This window comes from Clostridium uliginosum, assembly GCF_900112485.1.
In the GTDB taxonomy this organism is placed as follows: Bacteria; Bacillota; Clostridia; order Clostridiales; family Clostridiaceae; genus Clostridium; species Clostridium uliginosum.
In genome coordinates, this window is sequence record NZ_FOMG01000004.1 from 169,380 (window position 1) to 189,757 (window position 20,378).

Below are 20,378 nucleotides of genomic sequence, written 5' to 3' on the forward strand. Positions count from 1 at the left end.
GTAAGACTTAATATGCCTTACAGGGTTCTAGCATTATATATCATATTATACTTTTCTTAAGCAAAAAAACAGTTGTTTTTTCAGTTGAATATAGATGTGTGACTTATTATAAAAAAGAGTTGATAAATTTATATATTTTATGTATATTAATATTAAATATTTAGATAATTGTCTAAATATCTAATAAACTAAAAGGAGTGAGTATTTATTGTTTAATGATGCTTTTAAAGCTCTTTCTGATAACACAAGAAGAAAAATTTTAGATTTACTAAAAGAAAAGGATATGACTGCTGGTGATATTGCAGATTATTTTCAAATCACTAAACCTAGTATATCTCATCATTTAAACATTCTTAAGCAAACTGGATTAGTGAGTGATGAAAGAAAAGGTCAGTTTATATACTATTCACTAAATACATCAGTTTTTGAGGATGTTGCAGGATGGTTCATATCATTTCTAAATAACACTAAAAAGGAGAATGATTACTAATGATGAAAAAGAAAAGTAATATTTATAATCTTACACTAATAATAATTGCGTTTTTAATAAGCATTTCTTTATATAATAAGTTACCGGATTTAATGCCTATGCATTGGAATATTTCTGGAGAAGTTAATAGATATGGTTCTAAGCTGTTTGCAGCATTTTTACCTCCTGTATTTATGATTGTAATATGGCTTGGTATGTTATATTCTCCAAAAATAGATCCAAAGAAAGCTAATTATTCTAAATTTAATGAAAGTTATACTATTATCTCAAATGCACTAGTAACGTTCTTTTTTGTTATACACATTGTTATTATAGCAACATCACTTAGTTACAATATTCCAATAAATAAAGTTATTCCATTTATGGTAGGCATCTTGTTTATTATAATAGGTAACTATCTTCCAAAATCTAAAAGTAACTTTTTCTATGGAATTAAAACTCCATGGACATTAACTAGTGAAGAAGTTTGGAAAAAAACTCATAGATTAGGCGGAAAACTATTTGTATTTTCAGGCTTAATTATAAGCGTAAGTTCATTATTGTTCAAAGGCAATATACAATTTATAATCTTACTAATTTCAGTATTTATTGTAGGAATCATTCCAATAATAGCAAGTTACTTTTATTCTAAAAATAATATCAAATAATGAATAAACCAAAGAGATGGTCTAAATTCAACTCAAAATTAGACCACCTCTTTTTACTTGCTCTATATCAAAAAAAACATAATTTTAATCAAACACTATACTTTTTATAAGTGCAAATGCTTCTCTAGTATACACTACTGGAATTAGATACCATACTGTATCACTTGAGTAGTTTTCAAAATTTTTATATCCATTTTTCTTTGCTAAAATACTACTTCTAATGGCATGAAAATCTGTAGTTACTATTTTAACATTAACTTCATCTATTGATTTAGCGCTATGGCCTTCGATTTTTTCTTTAGAATACCTAAAATTCTCATTAGTATTGCTAGATTGATCTTCAATTATTATTCTTTCCTTAGGAATACCTTTATTAATTAAATAAGTACTCATAGCCATGCCCTCTGAAATATATTCGTCCCCTCCTTGTCCACCTGAAACAACTATATATCCAGTATTGTTATACTCATTAATACACTTTAAAGCAGCATCTAATCTATCTTTGAGTATTAAACTTGGAGTTTTTCCATTAGTTAGTCCAGCACCTAATACAAGAATATAATCTGAATTTTCTTTTTTGTACTTGGGATAAGCTATTATAATTCCTTCAATTCCAATAAAGCATACTAATCCAATACACATTAATAATTTAAAAATTCTAGATAATTTATCATAGTTTCTAATTCTTTTTAGTTTCTCTTTTATGAAGTGATAAATTATAAATATTATTCCCACCATTGCAATTGGCATGCTAAACGCTATTTTAGTTGAACTTAGTATATTTATTGCAACTATATATATAAGCAATAATATTCCTAAAATTAAATCTATATTTTTCTTCAACACCTATTTCCCTCCTATTTCCTAATCATAACTTCAAAATTCTTCTTCTCATTCCATAAATCATAGTTTGGCTTATTCTCTTTTATATTTTAATATATACTATTCTAGTATTTTTCCTATAACCAATTCTAAAAAACACTAATGATTTTATGGTTAATTAACATCCTTTGTAGCATATAAATTTGAAGTTACGAAGTAAGATATTAAGGTAAGTGTAATAATTATTAATATTAGTAGTATTGTAGCCATAATAGGAGTAATACTAACATTTAATGTAGAAAACGATTTTGATATTGTTGAAGAAAAGCATATAGGACTTAATGCTATGAATATCATTATAAATCTTCCTTTTTCAAAACCAACAATAAGAGCAATAGGTAACACTATTATTGTAATTACTAATCCAATAAAAAATGTAGATAAAGTAAGTGATCCTAAAGTTAAATCTTTAAAATTTCCTATATTTAATGTTTTTAAAACAATAAATAGTGTGTTACTAAATAATATAGTTAACATTGTATTTATAACACCATAAATATATTTTGATAAAATAAACTCTTCAGGTTTTACAGGAAGAGAATAAATTAAATAACTAATCTTACTTTTATCTTCATAAACAGCTGTACTATAAATTAATCCCATTATTAACATTCCCGATGAGATAATTATCATAGTACTATCAAATATTGACATAACTATTGCAACTACTATAATTATAGATAAATATTTTTTCATCGAGTAAATAGAATAATATTGTAGTTTTATTAAATTAAACAAATTTTTCATAATTTAATTCCTCCCTCTTCTTGTATAAAAAAGTAGTATATCTTCTAAAGAGCACTTTTCATATACAGCCTCTTCTCCAAAAAGCTCATAAGCCTTTTTCTGATTATCCATAAGTCCTTCAAATCCGAAAGAATTTTCTCTAATTGAAATAAATTCTTTTTTAATACCTGGATCTAAGAATTCTTTTTTACTTTTAACTATTATATTGTTTTCCAACAAGATATCCTTCTCACCTTTTAAAATAATTTTTCCATCATTAATGATAACTATATAATCAGCTGATTTATCAAGATCTGATGTTATATGAGTAGAATAAAACACTGTAATTTCTTCTTTAACCATATTTTCTTGAAGAATTTCTATAAACTCATTTCTAATTAACGGATCTAAATTAGCAGTTGGTTCATCCATTATTAATATTTTAGGATGATGAGCAAATGCAAGAGTTAACTCAAATTGCTTTTGCTGACCTTTTGATAAATCCTTATATACTTTATTTTCATTTAATTTAAAATTCTCTATATATTTTTTATAAAGTTCTTCATCCCAATTAGAATAAAATGATGAAATAGATTTTTTAATATACTTTAGTTTATTTTCCTCTAGAAATCCGGAAACTTCGCCTATATAAGCCAAATCTTCTTTTGTTTTTTCATTCTTTAAATAATTTTCTCCCAAAACTTCAATTTCTCCACTATCAGGTTTAACTAATCCAAGTATTGATTTAATTGTAGTAGTTTTTCCTGCACCATTTTGACCTATAAATCCAGTTATATATCCATTTGGAATGTCCAATTCTTCTATATCTAAAATAAAATCTTTATAATTCTTTTTTAGGTTTCTAATTTTAATAGCAGTCATATATTAAACCTCCTCATAAATACTTTTAAAAATCTCAAGACATTCTTCTAACGTTAATCCTAGAGATTTAGCAGTACTTATTATATCTTCTAATTTACTCTCCATTTCTGCCATTGCAGCTTCTTTTAATCTTTCTGAACTAGCATCAGAAACAAAAGTTCCTTTTCCTACAACAGTTTTTATAAATCCTTCCTTTTCTAGTTCTTCATAAGCTCTTTTAGTTGTAATAATGCTTACTTTAATCTCTTTTGCCAGTGCCCTTATTGAGGGAAGAGGATCTTCTGGTTTTAAAGTACCATTAATTATTTGACTTTTAATTTGTGTTCCTATTTGTTCATATAAGGTTATAGGAGAAGAATTACTAATTAATATGTTCAAGTGTACACCTCCGTGTCTAAATGTGTATATATACTATATACACATAGTATCACTTTCTAAAAAAAGAGTCAAGATTAAAAATCCTATAATTTCTTATGCATTAAAAAAAGAGTCAAATAAATTGACTCTTTCAAATTCTAATTTAATTCTTTTCTTCTAACATCTTAGGCATATTTCTTACTTGAAACCTAACTAAAACTCCACAGGTTCAGATACAGCCCCCATATCTTTCAGTTCTTCAATCCCCTCTAGATATGCAGAATTTTCTGGTGCAACACGAGCTGCTTCTTCATAACAGTATAAAGCCTTATCACCATCTTCTAAGTGATAATAACAAGCTGCTAGTTTATTAAGTAACATATGATTATCTTTATTGATTCTTAGAGACATTTTATAATACTTTATAGCTAATTTGTAGTTAAGCTTAAACTTATCATCTTCATAAAATTCTAAGATATTTTCTTTATTCATATATATATTTCCTATACATTCATATACTGCACACATTAAAGAGCTATATTCATCCTTTTCTTCCTCTGAAAATTCTTTTTCACATTTTCTAAAATAATTTAATGCATTTTCAGTATCATTTAATTCTGCATAACAAAATCCTATATAAATAAAACTTAATTTATCATTGCTATGATTGTTATATTCTTTAAATGTTTCAATAGCTTCATTGTATTTTTTTATATCTCTATAAATAAGTCCTTTTACAAATAATGAATAGTAATTTTTAGAATTGAATTCCATTGCTTTATTTACAAAATATAATGCTTTATCCACTTTTCCTTTTTCTAAATCATCTATGGCAATGTTATTTAAAACTGATGATAATTCTTCTTCGCTTGATATTATTCCTCCTGTTATATTGATTTTGTTTTCTTTTAAAAAATTATTTATCTTATCTTGTATTTTTTCGTCTTTCTCCATTTTATTTACACCCACTTCTATCTTTTTATTTATTCATTCTTTATCAAATTTACACTTTTAATCTATTATATATATGTTCTAATTAAGTTAATACATTTATAAACTTTTATTTAATTTTTATAATAAATTACATCTTTAATTAACAATATCTACTTAGAATCATATATATCATAAATTTTCTGTATAAGTTCCTCACTATAGTAGTTAAATTATAGTATTTATAAGGCACATGAAAGAAAATAACAAGTCAAAGATGCGACGTATATTTTGTGCCAGACAAGGAGGTGAAATCATCTCATAGCAGGCTCTGGGATGGTTTCTCCGACACAGTATGACGCAAAATAGACTAGCATACTGACTTGTTATTTATTTTAATGTGCCTAAATGTTCTAAAATTTATATTAATAAACAAACTTTATTGGAACTTATATATAAACTTCATAATCAGATTCTAATATATCTTGTACATGTAGCAATTTCTTCATAGAATATGATATCCAATCTTTCTACATATTAATACTTCTTGTAGTTATTTCACATCATTTATTATATGTTTTTTATTTACTAATTAACAGATTTAAGCACAATTCCTTCTTTGAATCCGCCTCTTTCCTCTCTTTTCTTATCTCTAACCTTCAAAAGTTCTTCTTCACTGTATCCTAAAGCATCCGCTAATCCAAATAATACTTCCATAACATCTGCTAATTCTTCTAAATTCTTATCTTCTAAAAATTCATTAACTTCCTCATTTAACTTAACTTCTAAAAGTTTATACCTTTCTTCTTTTGGTGCAATTTCAATTTCACATTGCTTTCCATCTGCTTTTATAATATCTGGAATTTTATCTCTTACTAACTTGTCGTATGTCTTCATTAATTTTCACTCTTTTCCTTAAAGTTCTTAAATATAATATATAAATAGTTTACCATAATTTTCATATTTGAAAAAAATCTATTTATTTATTATTTCATATAATTTGTCCATAGCTTCAGAGCTTTTCACTTTATAATCTGGTATTTGTGCATTTTCATTATCTTTTGATATATCTGGTCTCATAAAATACTTATACGTTGTAGTGAAAAATAATTTTGTATTGGGAAGTTGATATTGTAATATATCGCCATATGAAGATGGTTTATTTCCACAAGGTTCTCCTATAACTTTACCTAAATTATTATCTTGGATAATAACTGAGAACATAGTAGCTGAACTAAAAGTTTTATTTGATGTTAATACATAGACATTTCCATCAAAAATTAAATCTTTATATTGATAATTCTTTTTTAGTTTATTTGAAAAAGTATAAACTTTATCTCCATATTTTACTTTTGTCCCAAAATCATTGTAACTTTCTACATTTAAATATCTTAAAAATTCATTCATAACATCTGAGTTTCCTCCTCCGTTATTTCTTAAATCAATTGCTACATTTTTTATATCTTTTTCTTTTATTTTCGTAAAAAACTCTTTAAGAGTATTTTTATATTCATCATTCATTTTACATGTATTTAGAGTAAGTATTACTAAATTCTTATCTTCATCAATTTCAAAGTCTACATCTTTAACATCACTTTTGTTTAATACTTCACTTATAATAAATTTTTCTTCTACTATTGTTTTATCTGTATATTCTATTTTAACTTCTTCATCACATGAGACACCAAGCCAGCCTAAAAATTCTGGATATTTTAAATAATTTGAAAAACAATGTCTTAAATAATACTCATTTTCATAAGAAAATTGATTTAAAAAACGATTATATAATTCATTAACATCAATTTCATTAATCTTTAAGACTTCTTTTTTTACTTTATTAACATCCTCACAATATAAATCTTTTTCTGTTTTTTTAAATTTAACATTGAGTTTTTTCTTGAAGTAATCTCCTTTTAATCCAATAGTCGTATGTGCATCTTGTAATTTACTTATTATTCTACTAGATGCAATCCAAACATCTAAAGTTATTGGATTTTGTGGAAGTTCATTCACTTCATATTCATATTGTTTTTTTACTCTTTCAATTAATTCTTTATTATCTGAAACATGCTTTTTCTCTATTTTTGTTAACATATACTTTAAATCGTCAACTGCTAATTTTCTATCTATCTTTTCATTCATCTTTAAAGTTAGCTTTATATTCTTTACATTATCAAAATGTGGATCTAAATAACATTTTGTAAAAATAATAAAAACTACAATTATACATCCAATTATGATTCATACTTTTCTTTTCATGTAATAACATCACCTCAAAACATATATTGAATTAACCTAACTTTTATTCCTGTTCTTATAATATATTAATCAAACACTATACTTTTTATAAGTGCAAATGCTTCTCTAGTATACATTACTGGAATTAGATACCATACTGTATCGCTTGAATAATTTTCAAAATTGGCATATCCATTTTTCTTGGCTAAAATACTACTTCTAAAAGCATGAAAATCTGAAGTTACTATTTTAACATTAACTTCATCTAGTGATTTACCACTATGCTCTTTAATTTTTTCTTTAGAATAGCTAAAATTCTCATTAGTATCTCTAGATTGATCTTCTATTATTACTTTTTCCTTAGGAACACCTTTATTAAGTAAATAAGTTCTCATAGCCATGGCTTCTGATATATATTCATCCTCTCCTTGTCCCCCTGAAACAACTATATATCCAGTATTATTATACTCATTAATACACTTTAAAGCAGCATCTAATCTTCCCTGTAATATTAAACTTGGAGTTTTTCCATTAGTTAGTCCAGCACCTAATACAAGAATATAATCTGAATTTTCTTTTTTATACTTAGGATACTCTATTATAATTCCTTCAATTCCAATAAAACATATTAATGCAATACATATTAATGATTTAAAAATTCTAGATAATTTATCATAGTTTCTAATTCTTTTTAGTCTTTCTTTTATAAAGTGATAAATTATAAATATTATTCCCACCATTGCAATTGGCAGGCTAAAAGATATTTTGGTTGAACTTAACATATCTATTATGACTATATGTATAAACAATAATATTCCTAAAATTAAATCTACATTTCTCTTCAATATCTATTTTCCTCCTATTTTCTAATCACAACCTCAAAAGCCTTCTTTTCATTACCACATCTATTGAATATTTTAACATATATTTAAAAACAAATACTTTAAAAAAGAGTTAATAAATTTATATACTATTCACTAAACACATCGGGTTTTGAGGATGTTGTAGGATAATTTATTCTTTAAATATTTCAATAGCTTCATTGTATTTATTACATTCAAAATTAATATAATAAATTTTATCATTTTGAATTACATAATTGGTTAAAAAATAATCAATGTTAGTATATTCTTTATTCTTTACTATTTTTTTATCCATTACTCATCATTCCCCTATCAATACTTATGAACTGTAATATTTGCGTACTAATTAACTATTATTATATTACTCTATTTCTAAAAAGACTCTTTTAATATAATTACTTTTTCTTCTTCAATAAAATTTCTTATAAATGAAATCATCTCTTCTTTATCTTCACCCTTAAGTCTATATTTGTAAGATGACTTTTCAGTTTGTACTTGTAAAGTAAATTTATTTTTGTCATATTCTAAAAAAGTTAGATTTTGAATCTTACTATATGGAACAATCTTGTTATAAGGAATAACTTTTTTAGGAAAGGAAAATGTACCAATAGAAATACCATTTTCATAAACATATAAATAATGATTTGCTATATAATCTAGTGGCAAATCAATTAATAATACAATAAGAACATAAATTTCTATAAAACTAAAATTTCCTTCAAGCGCTAGTGTTTGAAAAAGAAATATTATAAAAACAATAGAATTAATAGTTTCATTATGCTTTAATCTTATTGATTCACTTCTTAAATTGAAATATTTCTTTTTTACACATAAGGACATTGTATCTCTACTTAAAATAAATATCCCACACATAAAAAATAATACATAAGCCACATATTCAAAGATCTTAAATATTGATGCTAGATTACCAAATACTATAATTGCAATAATTAATAAAACACCTATAATACTATCCCTAAATTTAGTTTTACTTTTTTCTACTTCTGAACTTATCATTGTGGAAACAAATATGATTATAAGGAAACATAAAATTATAATAGGCATGTCATATTTAGAATCAGTGCACATTAATATCACCTCTCATTATACATCTTACCTTTAATGTATTAATTTTACAACTTGTACTACTGTAAAAAAATAAGGCTCTGTTTTAATGTAGCAATATCAACACGCTTTTAAACCAGAGCCAAAAAGAAAAATCTATTCAAAAAAGACTAGTTACTTAATTTTGTAACTAGCCATTCAAATTTTATATTTTTAGTCTAACTATTTAAAGCTTTAACAAAGTTCATCTATAATATTTTACTAAGCTAATGACTTTTTAATCTTGTCATTTAACCATGAGGTTCTGCTTCTCTTAATTAATAAGCAACCTTGACCTTATCATCTTTACTTATAATATCAAGAATATTATAAACTTTTCCTATCTTAAGGATACTTTTTCAAAACCTTTTGAAGACTCTTTAAGTCTAGTTAATTCTTGTACTACACACTTTTGATCTAATTCTTTATTATCTATGATACTTTCAATCATGAGGTCTTCAAAAATATCTTCTGATTTCTTTTTTTCATCAAAGCTAATGTCTTCCATATTAAAACTTTTATTTTCTTCTTTATCCCTTTGGTCATTCTCTTGAGTTTTTGCTATAAGATTCTCCATTTTTTCTATTAAACTAGATGTCATTTCTGAATCATTATCTGAAGCTTTATTTACTGATGACATTGGACTTTTATATGGAATTGCTTCAAATTTACAGTCAATATATGTTCCAACAAACCAGCATGTAATCTTATAAATATTCTTATGTATGTTTAATGCTGCTTCTAAATCTCCCTCAGCACTAGCATGAGTTGCCTTATTTCCAAGTATTCTAATTGTATTAAATGTTCTACTTATATCGTCATCAAAAATTCCATCATGTTTAAATTTTCTTAATCTTTCTGCCTGAGTCATCTTATTTAATAAACCGTAACCCTCTAACTTAGCAATTTCTTGAGTTAGATTTTCAACAAAAGTTCTTCCCTTAATTATTACACTATGCGGAGAAGTAAGTACTGAATGATTAATTTGTTTTATATAATTATTTAAATATCTATAGTTTTTGTCTAAATAGTCGAAAATATCTTTTTCCATTTACAAATCTTCCTTTCTGCTACTTTAACATTTATCTCGTGCAAAATAAGAATTGTAATTTTTCTTATTATTCCAAAATTCATATCATTACATTTATCTTATCATATATAGTTAATATTTGATAATGCATTGATTAGGTATTCAATGTTTTTATATATACTATTTCAGTATTCTTTATTATCAAATTTCAAGTATACCTCCTTTTAAAACCAGCATTATGCAAGCATATTTTGAAGAATATATATTCTAATATTCTTCAAAAAATATATGATTTATAATATAATTACTCTTTAAACTTAAACTCCCTATATAACTTCCAAGTTCCTTCATTCCAGTTATATATTGTAACATTATCAAAGGAACATTGAAATTCACAAGGATACTGATGAACATATTCCCACACCTTATGATACAAAAGTTTTATCCTTTTTGAAGCTAAAGTTACATGAAAAGTTTTATCTTTGCCATCTTTTTCTTCAAATTCAATATAAGGTACTATACTCATCCTATCTATTAGCCTATCATGAAGAGTTTTAGCTTCTTTAGACATGTTTATTTTCATATAAACTACCCTATCATCAAAATGATCATAGCCCTTTATCACAAAAGGTGCTACATTCTCATTTTTACTAAAATCTTCAAGAACATTATTTAATTCCGTAACTTCTCCATTATATTCAAACGGTGCTTTAATTGTAAAATGTGCTGGAAGCTTAGATGACCTTGCATTTAGATTTTCTATAAGCTCTCTTCTTAAATTATTATTAAAATCTCCAGCTTCCTCTTTTACTACACATACTACTACATATCTCATTGCTCTCATCCTTTATTTAATTTCGCTTTGTTTTAAAACATATCCTTTAATTTAAATAAATCTATTTTTACATTGTCTTCTGAATATATTTTTACCTTTATCTAAAAAATTATGTGAATACTTATTAATAATCTGAATTAAAGTAGTTTCTTTCAAATCATCTGTTACTTCTCTTGCAACTCAAAAACTATGGCACTTTTATATTTTAAATTTATATATCGGTTTATTAAATTCCATTAGATATCTCATTTATTTTTTCATCTTCATTAACTTTAATGTATTTTATATTAATATAAAGAAAAAGGATGCAAATTGCTTTTCCTGCATCCTTTAACTAAAATTCACTTTATCCACTTCAAACCAAAATGTTACTCCACCCTCAATGTTTTCAACACCATAACCATTATTATGAAGATCTTGAATAGCTTTCACTATAGAGAGCCCTAACCCATATCCGCCATAAGATCTTGTTCTGGCTTTGTCTACTTTATAAAAACTATTCCATATCTTTTCTAGTGATTCTTCGTTTATATGTTTTCCTGTATTAAATACATTTATTTTTATTTTGTCATTATTAACTATTTGGCTTATTTTAACAATTCTATTATTATCCACATGATTAATTGCATTATTAATATAATTTGTAAGTATCTGCTCAATTCTCACCATATCTCCAGATATTATACAGCTTTCACCAAGTTCAAATTTTATTTCAATGTTTTTTTCTGCAAAAATGGATTTATATTTATTAAGCACATATTCTATTAAAGAGGTTATATTAAATTCAGTTTTTTCAATATGAAAATAACCTGATTCAATTTGAGAAAGATTTAATAAATCCTTTACTAACTTATTCATCTTATCTGTTTCATTCATGATAACATCACAGTAAAACTTTCTATCCTCTTCATTTTCAGTAACATTACTAACAAGTCCTTCCGCATAGCCTTGTATTACTGCTAATGGAGTTCTTAATTCATGTGAAACACTAGATATAAACTCTTTCCTCATCTCATCTATTTTTCTTTCTTTTTCTATATCCTCCTCAAGCTTCTTGTTCTTTATATTTAATTCTGTAATTGCCCTATTAAGCTCACCAGATAAATAATTAACACTTTGACCAAGTTGCCCTACTTCATCTTTTCCTACTATTTTACATTTTTCATCGAAATTAAATTTAGCCATATTTCGAGCAATATTATTCACCTCTAATATTGGCTTAGTAAATTTTTTTGAAAACAAATAGGCCCATATGCTTCCTAATATTACAATTATAATTCCTGTGATAATAATAAATTTATCTGCAATATCCACACTTTCACTTATTGAAACTAAGGGAACTCTTATAGCAAGTATGTCTCCATTATTTAATTTTGTTACAAGAGTAAGAAAATCTATTTTTAACTGCACATCACTTCTAGTTTCAAAAGTATACTCACCCTCTGTATACTGGTTAAGCTTAATTTGATCTGGTGGTGGCTGCATATCAGGTTTAAATTTACTATTATCCATTACATTTTTTTCATTTGGTACTCTACGAAAAGATCTATAAAGTGGGTTTCCAGCCTTATCAATAATATCAATATTGCTTCCAGTTATATTAGCTGTTCTATCTAATTCATCTTGTATATCTTGTGCATTTCCTGTATATATATCTGTTAATTTTTTTGCATTTTGTATGAGTATGTTTTTCTTTTTATTTATATAATATTGCTCTAGGTATAAATTATTTAATATCCATAAAACAGAAATAAAGAATATTAGTAAAAAAGTTATGGAGACAAAAAGCTTTGATCTTATGGATTTGTTCATTTCTCTGCCTCAAATCTATATCCATAGCCACGTACAGTATGTATATAATCACTTTTTGAATCTAATTTTATTCTTAATCTGTTTATATGTGTATCCACTGTTCTTAAATCTCCATAATAATCATATCCCCACACTTTATCCAGTATTTGCTCTCTGCTTAATGCCTTGCCATAATTTTCAGCAAGATAAGTTAGTAACTCATATTCCTTAGGACTTAAATCAACGATGCAACCTTCCATAATAACTTGACGTGCATTATGATCTATTGTTAATCCAGCAAACTTCTTAAGTTCATTATCTGTGGGCATTGCTCTTCTTAGTACAGCATTTACCCTTGCTATTAATATATTGGGACTAAAAGGTTTTGAAATATACTCATCTGCTCCAATATCCAAGCCAAAAATTTCATCAAATTCTTCTCCTCTTGCAGTTAACATTATAATTGGAATCTTAGATTTTTTTCTTATTTCTCTACATACAGTGAAACCGTCATATTCTGGTAACATTACATCAAGAATTATTAGATCTATATCTTCTTCATCTGAAAACAAATCCATGGCTTTTCGTCCATCCTCTGCTTCAATAGTGCTATACCCTTCCCTTTTAAGAAAATCCGTTACAAGCTTTCTTATTAATGGTTCATCATCAACTACTAATATCTTTTTTCCATTCATGCTATCCCTCCGAAAAACTACTAATGCACCTATGTTAAATCATTATTTAGATTCTCCATTTACTTTAAATTCATTTCTGTCTTTAATATTTGACACTGTTTTAAAAGATAGTACATAAGATTTTCTTTTAAATCATCACGTTTTAAAACAATTCTTCTTTATTGCTGCTTTCAAGCTCATCTTCCAGCTCCACAGATTTGCCAAAATGATCTTCTATAGCTCTCTCATTTCTAGTTCCGCTACTGGGATCAGTGCTTTATTTACATTCAAAAAACATTTTTCCTTTTTATAAAGTTTGAATTTTTTTAAATGCATTGTCAAATAAAACTTTTACCAAATATCCAACCAATAATACATTTAACAACGAAGTTATCATAAGTAAGGTATTAAAGTTTGATGAATTTAAACTAAATAGGACAGCAGAAATATTAATATAACTAGTAATGCTAAATCCTATAGACAATATAAAAAATCTTCTATCCTTTAAGTATATAAAAGCTAAAATTGATAGTGCTACAGCAGGGAATAAATACCTTTCATGCATTCCAGCTGAAAAAGTAAATACTCCTGCAATTTGAAGCAATGCTATGGCAAAAGTAAATGCTTTATTCTTACCTTTTATGTAAATAAACCATGAAAATAATGTTGTTGCTACAATAAAAATCATTCCCCAAGTGTGATAATTAAATACGAATAAAGTATCTGTATTATTTTTATAGTTTGCTCCTATTAAACTATAAAAGTTAAATCCATTAACAGAAGCATATGGATACTCTGATATAGTATTTGCGTAAAGCTTAAAAATCCACAGTGGACTTTTTTGATTTAATGAAAATGGAAGTATAATAATAAGTGCAGTAATAACTCCTGAAACTACTGCCTTTATAAAAGCTTTTAAATTTCTTTCTCTTACGAGTTCAAAGAAAAGTATAGGAAGGAATATAATTCCTTGTGGCTTCATAAGTACAGCTACTGCAAACACTGAAGATGCAAAGGAAATTTTCTTTTCCGATAATAAAAATATTGCACTAACAATAAATAATGTAAATATTGAATCAACTTGTCCCCAAAAAGTAGAATCTATAAAAATAGCTGGATTGAAAATATAAAATGCAGCCATTAAAATACTAATTACCGAATTAAAATGTTTTCTTCCTAATTTGTATATAAAATAAGATGTAACAATATCAGCAATTATTGATGGTATCTTTAAAAGTAATGTAAAATATGAACTAAATGCAGATGTACTTGCAATCTTACCAATTAAAGCTAAAACGTATATATATAAAGGAGGGTAATCCGCTGACCTAGCGTTTGAATAAAATTGTGAAAGACTATTTGCAGCAATTGATGCCCAATTTTTGAACAAATTAACATCATTGTGTCCGTCCATAAGCGTTGATGCTGCAATCCTTAAAAGAAATCCTGCAACTAATAGTGTAAATATCAATATTTTTTCATCAGCAAAATTAATCTTTATATTTTTGCGTCTAAATAGGTAATAAATTCCAATACATAAAATTAAAAATATTGCTGAGTATGCGGTAAGTGCAGGAACATATTTAGTATTTGTATTTCCTCTTTGCATATTTCCATTTTGTCCTGATTGTTTATTTCCATTTTGTGAAGCCATACCTCCATTTTGTCCTTGTTGTCTATTCCCATCTTGTGGAGTCACACCTCCATTTTGATGTGCTTGCATATTTTGATTTGATTGAGCATTTCCATCTGAAGAAGGTATATTCTCAGGTGGCTTCTGATTATTTTGCATATTATTTGCATCATTATTAGAGCTATTTCCTTCTCCTCTAAATTTATTGTTTTGTGTATTAGTATTGTTACTCTTATAATTTGATACTGTATAAATACATAAAAATGCACATATCATTAATATAAAAATCAAACTTATTTTAAGTATATGTTTTTTAAAATCAATTTTCTGCATTTCTTACTCTCCCTTCACTAAAATTTAATGTATTAACATACTACAGTTAATTAAAAAATGGGTAAAATATTTAATTTGTTCAATGTAATATTTTACCCATTTTATATTTTTTTGTTTTTACTTTAAAGTATCAGCTGCATCTTTTAAATCATATAATTGTTCAGAATTTCTTCCTTCCTCTCCACCAAAATTTTGTCCTCTTGAACCTGAGTTTCTGTTACTACTTTTATCAGAATTTTGATTTTGTAGATTTGCAGTATTCTGCTTATCATCTTGTGGTTGATTATTTGATGTAGTAGTATCTTTCCATTCACTTTCTGGAACAGCTTTACCATTTTGAGTAGCCCAATTCATAATCTCACTATTAGCGCCGCCTCCCATACCTCCTGTTAGTACATATCTTACTTCTCCTTTTTTAACTAATTCCTTAAACTGATCTAAAGTAAGTATGTTATCAGAGCCTGAAAAACCTCCAATAGCCATTACAGATTCACCAGTTTGAATTATCATATCTTGAGAACTCCTAGCTGATGAAACAGCAAGTAAATATTTTTCATTTGTTTTATTACTTTTTAAAAATTCAATTAACTTTGTATTTCCACTACTAGTATTTGTCATATTTCCTCCACCAAAATCATCTTTCTGTGTATTAGAAAGGAGCTCTAATCCAGCGCAAGGAATAGTTTCATTTACCTTATGAGTTATCGCAGCACTTGCACCAATAAAAGGAGTTACTAGAATTCCTATTAAAGCAATTCCTACTAATGTTTTCTTTAGTTTTATATCTTTGATTTCTTTTAAACCATCATTGTTTTCAAAAGTACTCTTTTTACTTTTTATTGCACTTAGGATATTTAATATACCAAGTATAACTGAAGATACAAAACATAATATTAGAGCTGCTATAATTATATTTCTCATAATATTTGGCATGCTATAGTAGTAAGATAACATTAACATATGAGTTAAACCTTCTACCACAAAGGCTATCGGCAAAAGCCATGCTTTCCATCCACCTTCTTTATAAAACTGCCACATTGTTGAAATTCCTATTCCTGCTAATGCTGCAGCTGGAGGTGCCATCATTGTTAAATAATATGGATGAAACAATCCTGTTGTAAAACTAAAGTATACAAATTCAGGAACTAGCCATATAAACCATAATGATAGTGATAATTTTCTTTTATTGTCTAACTTGAATCTTAATTTTTCTTTTATTGCACCTGCTATAAATCCTAACAAAGCAAGTGGTAAAAACCAAATTATTTGATCTGATAAACTATTTTTAGAGAATAATCTTGTAACACCAGCTGGAGTTTGCCCTCCAAATGATCCCTGATTACCGCCGCCTGGACCTCCTTGTCCGCCTCCATTAGGTGGTTGCATGTTTCCACCACCTTGACCATTTTCACTAGGAGAACCTTGAGGCATTTGCTGCCCTTGATTATTGCTATTAGGAGCATTTTGAGTAATATCATCAATAGTATTTTGGGATTGTCTTTGTCCATCGCCTTGGTTATCATTGCCTAAACCTCTAGCGCCTTTATCTGATTTGTTACCAAGACCAAGTCTCTCCAAACCATTATGTCCAATTATAAGCTCCAAAACACTATTGTTTGTACTACTACCTACATAAGGTCTATTTTGTGCTGGCACTAAGTCTACAATTGCAGCCCAAGATAAGGACACCGCAAAAAGAACAACTGTACCTAAAACAAGATGTTTTATCTTCTTCTTAAAAGATATAGTTGAAGAAAGAAGATATGTTATATAGAAAGCAGGTCCAATCATATATGCCTCTAACATTTTTATATTAAATCCAATACCCACAAGTACTAAACTTATTATAAGATACTTAACTTTTCCTTTTTCTGCTGCTATAGAAAGAGCAACACAAGCAGAAAGTAGCGTAACAACAAGTAAGTTATCTATTGTATTATTTCTACTTGCAGCTACAAAAACTGGAGTTACTGCAAGGCATAATGCTGATATAAGCCCCGCTACAGTTCCAAATGATCTTTTAACAAGATAGTATATAAGCCAAACTGAAATTACTCCAGCAAGAGCTTCCGGTAAAAGTATACTCCATCCACTAAAACCAAATATTTTAGCAAATATAGCTTGTATCCAGAATCCTAATGGTGGTTTATCAATAGTTACAAACCCAGTAGGATCAAAAGATACAAAAAAGAAATTCTTAAGACTCATAGTCATACTTTTTACACCCGCAGCGTAATATCCATTTCCATATGCCTCTATACTTATATTTGCAAAATTTAGTATTGCAGATAATATTAAAACTAGTGATAATCCTAAAGTTTCTTTTGTAAATTTAAGTTTTTTCATTTTTGCCTCCCTATATAAAGTTCTTATCAATTGTTGTATTTAGGCACATAAACTAAAATAGCATTCCCAAAATGTGCCTTACGTTTCCCATAATCTCTTTTAAATCTGCCTTAACACCCATACCTAGTTGAAAACCCATAATTCGTTATTTAAATTAAAAATATAATTAGTTACCCTAATTACTAATTTCATATTTTTTATCAGCCCTATTATTATGCACATTCAAAAAAATAACAAATCAGTATGCTAGTCTATTTTGCGCCATACTGTGTCAGTAAAATCAGCTAATAGCCTGCTATAAGCTAATCTCACCTCCTTGTCTGACATAAAGTGAAACTTTTCATCTGGAGTTTTATACTCCAGATGAATTTAGTTGAACTTATCTTAAGACAAAATATACGTCGCATCTTTGACTTGTTATTTTCTTTCATATGCATAATTTGTTGTACTGTCAATTATATAAATAGGTCTTCCTTTACTTTCATCAAAAATTCTTCCAATATATTGACCCATTATACCCATACATCCTAGAGTTACACCAAACATCATCAAAGTAATGGATATAATCATTCCAAAGTTCATTAATTCAGTCTTATTTAACACGCCTTTTTCAATAGTAATACCCATCAAAATTATACCTATTAAAAAAGCTAAACCTCCAAAGTATCCAGCAATAACAAGTGGTTTATATGACAAAGATGTTATACCATCAAAAGCCAACTTAATCATTTTTTTAAGAGGATATTTAGTCTCGCCGGCAAATCTCTCTTCTCTTGAAAATTCTACACAGGTTTGTTTATATCCCACCCAACTTACAAGTCCTCTTACATACCTATTTTTTTCTGGAAGTGCTATTAGTGCATCACATACCTTTCTATCTATAAGTCTAAAATCTCCTGTATCTACTGGAACATCAACACTAGTTATACTCTTTAGCAATCTATAATACATCTTAGCAGTAAATTTTTTAAAGAAAGTCTCTCCCTCTCTTTTGGTTCTCTTCCTATAAACAACTTCATAACCTTCTTTCCATTTTTCAATCATCTTTAAAATAACTTCTGGAGGATCTTGAAGATCTGCATCTATTACAACCACCGCATCTCCCAATGATAAGTCCATTCCTGCTGTTATTGCTGCCTGATGACCAAAGTTTCGTGAAAAATTAATAAGTTTTATTTTTTCATCATTTTTGCATATTTTTTCAGCTTTTTCTTTTGTTTTATCCTTACTTCCATCATTTACGAATACAATTTCATAATTTTCATTAGTACAATCCATAACCTTTTTTAATATTTTATAGCTTTCTTCTATAACAATTTCTTCATTGTATAAAGGTACTATGACAGAATACACTACTTTATTAATCATTTTATTCACCTCAATTATCTATATCTTTTTAAAAATCTATAGAGTATTTTAATTCACTTATTAAATCTATATCTGTATTTTAATCTTGAATTGTCACAGTTTTGTTACAGTATAATCACAACTTACCTACAATTTAATTAACCTACCTATTGTCTAAATATTAGCAAACTAAAATAGACTAGTTACTTATTTGATTTATATTTTATTTAATTAGTTGCAAAAATTTGAGCTATATTATTGAATTTAACTTCAATAATATAGCTCACTCTTAGAATAATATGTAAAAGTTATTATATTAAACTTTCTATTAAAGAATTATCTATACTTATATTTTTTATGTTATCACTATTATTTCCCTTATGTTTTTTTATTATTATTTCTCCACTTTTACATTGGCTACAATATGAAAGCTCTACCTTAAAATATACATCACTATCGGATTTTTTCTTCTTAGTATTACCTAGTTCTTTTAAATCTAATGCATAATAATTTATATCTTCAAGCTTATTCATAACAGTATCATACTCTAATGGTGAAAAATTAAATAAGTGTTTTACAGTATGGTATCTTCTACATTTATCACAATATTTTAAATTAGATAAATTTATTACAAAATAAAATATTGCAAATATTATCATAAATATAATTTGTAAAAAATAAACTATATAATTTATTTGACCACTTGTTTTAACCTCTGCTGTTGTACCACTCTTAAATTTGATTGTAGAGTCTAAATTATCCAATAAGTACTTTTGATAATTTATAAAATTCATTTTAACTTCTGTACCATCATTATTAGTATAGATAAATTCACTAATAGGTGTTCCTTCAAACGTTCTACTAGTTGTATAATCATCTGATAAATATGTTGTACGATACTCCATATAATTTATTCCTAAAAATGTGATAATAGCTACTGATGCTACAATTAAGCAATGCCATTTCTTAAATTTTTTATTGCTTTTATTGAACGCTTTTGAACATGCCCACCCTAAAAACATACCTATTAATATTGATCCTGCAGGTATTACAACCCAAAAATTTAAATTTAAGATTGAAAAGTCTATAAAAGCAGTTGCAATATATTCTGTCGTTATAACAGACATTATGGATAAAATAATTAAAAATATATACATTATGATTCCCCCTTTTCGCAAGTAACATTATAGCATATTTAGAATAACATTTCTAAAAAGGGAAAATATATGTCTTTTAAGTTTATACTTTTTAAATTCTTCAAAATTAAAAA

At 26.7% G+C, this 20,378-nt stretch carries 20 protein-coding genes; 2 read left to right on the top strand and 18 right to left on the bottom strand.

Annotation, left to right across the window (positions count from 1 at the left end; translation table 11 throughout):
- The first annotated feature begins 208 nt into the window (after positions 1 to 208).
- Both BM027_RS04595 and BM027_RS04600 read left to right on the top strand, forming a co-directional pair.
- Positions 209 to 490, top strand: coding sequence for an autorepressor SdpR family transcription factor (locus BM027_RS04595; RefSeq protein ID WP_090089203.1), 282 nt, complete (start codon positions 209 to 211; stop codon positions 488 to 490).
- Positions 490 to 1,137, top strand: coding sequence for an SdpI family protein (locus BM027_RS04600; RefSeq protein WP_242943285.1), 648 nt, complete (start codon positions 490 to 492; stop codon positions 1,135 to 1,137). Before BM027_RS04595 ends, BM027_RS04600 begins: the two co-directional genes overlap by 1 nt.
- 84 nt (positions 1,138 to 1,221) lie before the next feature.
- Here BM027_RS04600 and BM027_RS04605 read toward each other — a convergent pair whose 3' ends face one another.
- From BM027_RS04605 to BM027_RS04685, 18 genes are all read right to left on the bottom strand, one after another.
- On the bottom strand, positions 1,222 to 1,980 hold the full coding sequence (locus tag BM027_RS04605) for a YdcF family protein (protein ID WP_090089283.1): 759 nt from the start codon (positions 1,978 to 1,980) through the stop codon (positions 1,222 to 1,224).
- Positions 1,981 to 2,133: 153 nt separating this feature from the next.
- Positions 2,134 to 2,766: an ABC-2 transporter permease gene (locus tag BM027_RS04610; protein WP_090089206.1), complete on the bottom strand. Its 633-nt coding sequence runs from the start codon at positions 2,764 to 2,766 to the stop codon at positions 2,134 to 2,136.
- A 3-nt stretch (positions 2,767 to 2,769) separates the two neighbouring features.
- Complete coding sequence (locus BM027_RS04615; protein ID WP_090089208.1) at positions 2,770 to 3,627, bottom strand: ABC transporter ATP-binding protein; 858 nt, start codon at positions 3,625 to 3,627, stop codon at positions 2,770 to 2,772.
- Between the two features lie 3 nt (positions 3,628 to 3,630).
- Entirely contained in the window at positions 3,631 to 4,005 is a 375-nt protein-coding gene (locus BM027_RS04620; RefSeq protein WP_090089210.1) for a GntR family transcriptional regulator, read from the bottom strand.
- Positions 4,006 to 4,197: 192 nt separating this feature from the next.
- Positions 4,198 to 4,938 (bottom strand): tetratricopeptide repeat protein, encoded by a 741-nt coding sequence (locus tag BM027_RS04625; RefSeq protein WP_090089212.1) that lies wholly within the window; start codon positions 4,936 to 4,938, stop codon positions 4,198 to 4,200.
- A 564-nt stretch (positions 4,939 to 5,502) separates the two neighbouring features.
- Positions 5,503 to 5,811, bottom strand: a complete 309-nt coding sequence (locus BM027_RS04630; RefSeq protein ID WP_090089215.1) for a nucleoside triphosphate pyrophosphohydrolase — start codon at positions 5,809 to 5,811, stop codon at positions 5,503 to 5,505.
- Between the two features lie 78 nt (positions 5,812 to 5,889).
- Positions 5,890 to 7,056, bottom strand: a complete 1,167-nt coding sequence (locus BM027_RS04635) for a S41 family peptidase (RefSeq protein ID WP_090089217.1) — start codon at positions 7,054 to 7,056, stop codon at positions 5,890 to 5,892.
- Positions 7,057 to 7,238: 182 nt separating this feature from the next.
- On the bottom strand, positions 7,239 to 7,997 hold the full coding sequence (locus BM027_RS04640) for a YdcF family protein (RefSeq protein WP_242943286.1): 759 nt from the start codon (positions 7,995 to 7,997) through the stop codon (positions 7,239 to 7,241).
- A 169-nt stretch (positions 7,998 to 8,166) separates the two neighbouring features.
- Positions 8,167 to 8,310, bottom strand: a complete 144-nt coding sequence (locus BM027_RS18185; protein WP_175559940.1) for a hypothetical protein — start codon at positions 8,308 to 8,310, stop codon at positions 8,167 to 8,169.
- A 77-nt stretch (positions 8,311 to 8,387) separates the two neighbouring features.
- Complete coding sequence (locus tag BM027_RS04645) at positions 8,388 to 9,104, bottom strand: hypothetical protein (RefSeq protein ID WP_090089219.1); 717 nt, start codon at positions 9,102 to 9,104, stop codon at positions 8,388 to 8,390.
- Positions 9,105 to 9,459: 355 nt separating this feature from the next.
- The gene (locus BM027_RS04650; RefSeq protein ID WP_090089221.1) at positions 9,460 to 10,170 is read right to left on the bottom strand and encodes a DUF4145 domain-containing protein; all 711 of its coding nucleotides are present in this window, start codon (positions 10,168 to 10,170) and stop codon (positions 9,460 to 9,462) included.
- Positions 10,171 to 10,453: 283 nt separating this feature from the next.
- Complete coding sequence (locus BM027_RS04655; RefSeq protein ID WP_090089223.1) at positions 10,454 to 10,984, bottom strand: 2'-5' RNA ligase family protein; 531 nt, start codon at positions 10,982 to 10,984, stop codon at positions 10,454 to 10,456.
- A gap of 330 nt (positions 10,985 to 11,314) precedes the next feature.
- Positions 11,315 to 12,796, bottom strand: a complete 1,482-nt coding sequence (locus tag BM027_RS04660; protein WP_090089225.1) for a HAMP domain-containing sensor histidine kinase — start codon at positions 12,794 to 12,796, stop codon at positions 11,315 to 11,317.
- Positions 12,793 to 13,470 carry a response regulator transcription factor gene (locus tag BM027_RS04665; RefSeq protein ID WP_090089227.1) on the bottom strand — a complete coding sequence of 226 codons (678 nt, stop codon included), beginning with the start codon at positions 13,468 to 13,470 and terminating at the stop codon, positions 12,793 to 12,795. The genes BM027_RS04660 and BM027_RS04665 overlap by 4 nt, the downstream gene beginning before the upstream one ends.
- 286 nt (positions 13,471 to 13,756) lie before the next feature.
- Complete coding sequence (locus BM027_RS04670) at positions 13,757 to 15,415, bottom strand: glycosyltransferase family 39 protein (RefSeq protein WP_090089229.1); 1,659 nt, start codon at positions 15,413 to 15,415, stop codon at positions 13,757 to 13,759.
- Positions 15,416 to 15,532: 117 nt separating this feature from the next.
- Positions 15,533 to 17,761, bottom strand: a complete 2,229-nt coding sequence (locus tag BM027_RS04675) for a glycosyltransferase family 39 protein (protein ID WP_090089231.1) — start codon at positions 17,759 to 17,761, stop codon at positions 15,533 to 15,535.
- A gap of 417 nt (positions 17,762 to 18,178) precedes the next feature.
- Positions 18,179 to 19,129, bottom strand: a complete 951-nt coding sequence (locus BM027_RS04680) for a glycosyltransferase family 2 protein (RefSeq protein ID WP_090089233.1) — start codon at positions 19,127 to 19,129, stop codon at positions 18,179 to 18,181.
- Positions 19,130 to 19,419: 290 nt separating this feature from the next.
- Positions 19,420 to 20,265, bottom strand: coding sequence for a hypothetical protein (locus tag BM027_RS04685; RefSeq protein ID WP_090089236.1), 846 nt, complete (start codon positions 20,263 to 20,265; stop codon positions 19,420 to 19,422).
- Between the last annotated feature and the right edge of the window lie 113 nt (positions 20,266 to 20,378).

Coding starts and splice junctions, on each gene's coding strand:
- BM027_RS04600 (WP_242943285.1), top strand. CDS start 490: ATGATGAAAAAGAAAAGTAATATTTATAATCTTACACTAATAATAATT.
- BM027_RS04610 (WP_090089206.1), bottom strand. CDS start 2,766: ATGAAAAATTTGTTTAATTTAATAAAACTACAATATTATTCTATTTAC.
- BM027_RS04615 (WP_090089208.1), bottom strand. CDS start 3,627: ATGACTGCTATTAAAATTAGAAACCTAAAAAAGAATTATAAAGATTTT.
- BM027_RS04625 (WP_090089212.1), bottom strand. CDS start 4,938: ATGGAGAAAGACGAAAAAATACAAGATAAGATAAATAATTTTTTAAAA.
- BM027_RS04630 (WP_090089215.1), bottom strand. CDS start 5,811: ATGAAGACATACGACAAGTTAGTAAGAGATAAAATTCCAGATATTATA.
- BM027_RS04635 (WP_090089217.1), bottom strand. CDS start 7,056: ATGAATGAAAAGATAGATAGAAAATTAGCAGTTGACGATTTAAAGTAT.
- BM027_RS18185 (WP_175559940.1), bottom strand. CDS start 8,310: ATGGATAAAAAAATAGTAAAGAATAAAGAATATACTAACATTGATTAT.
- BM027_RS04645 (WP_090089219.1), bottom strand. CDS start 9,104: ATGTGCACTGATTCTAAATATGACATGCCTATTATAATTTTATGTTTC.
- BM027_RS04650 (WP_090089221.1), bottom strand. CDS start 10,170: ATGGAAAAAGATATTTTCGACTATTTAGACAAAAACTATAGATATTTA.
- BM027_RS04655 (WP_090089223.1), bottom strand. CDS start 10,984: ATGAGATATGTAGTAGTATGTGTAGTAAAAGAGGAAGCTGGAGATTTT.
- BM027_RS04660 (WP_090089225.1), bottom strand. CDS start 12,796: ATGAACAAATCCATAAGATCAAAGCTTTTTGTCTCCATAACTTTTTTA.
- BM027_RS04665 (WP_090089227.1), bottom strand. CDS start 13,470: ATGAATGGAAAAAAGATATTAGTAGTTGATGATGAACCATTAATAAGA.
- BM027_RS04670 (WP_090089229.1), bottom strand. CDS start 15,415: ATGCAGAAAATTGATTTTAAAAAACATATACTTAAAATAAGTTTGATT.
- BM027_RS04675 (WP_090089231.1), bottom strand. CDS start 17,761: ATGAAAAAACTTAAATTTACAAAAGAAACTTTAGGATTATCACTAGTT.
- BM027_RS04680 (WP_090089233.1), bottom strand. CDS start 19,129: ATGATTAATAAAGTAGTGTATTCTGTCATAGTACCTTTATACAATGAA.
- BM027_RS04685 (WP_090089236.1), bottom strand. CDS start 20,265: ATGTATATATTTTTAATTATTTTATCCATAATGTCTGTTATAACGACA.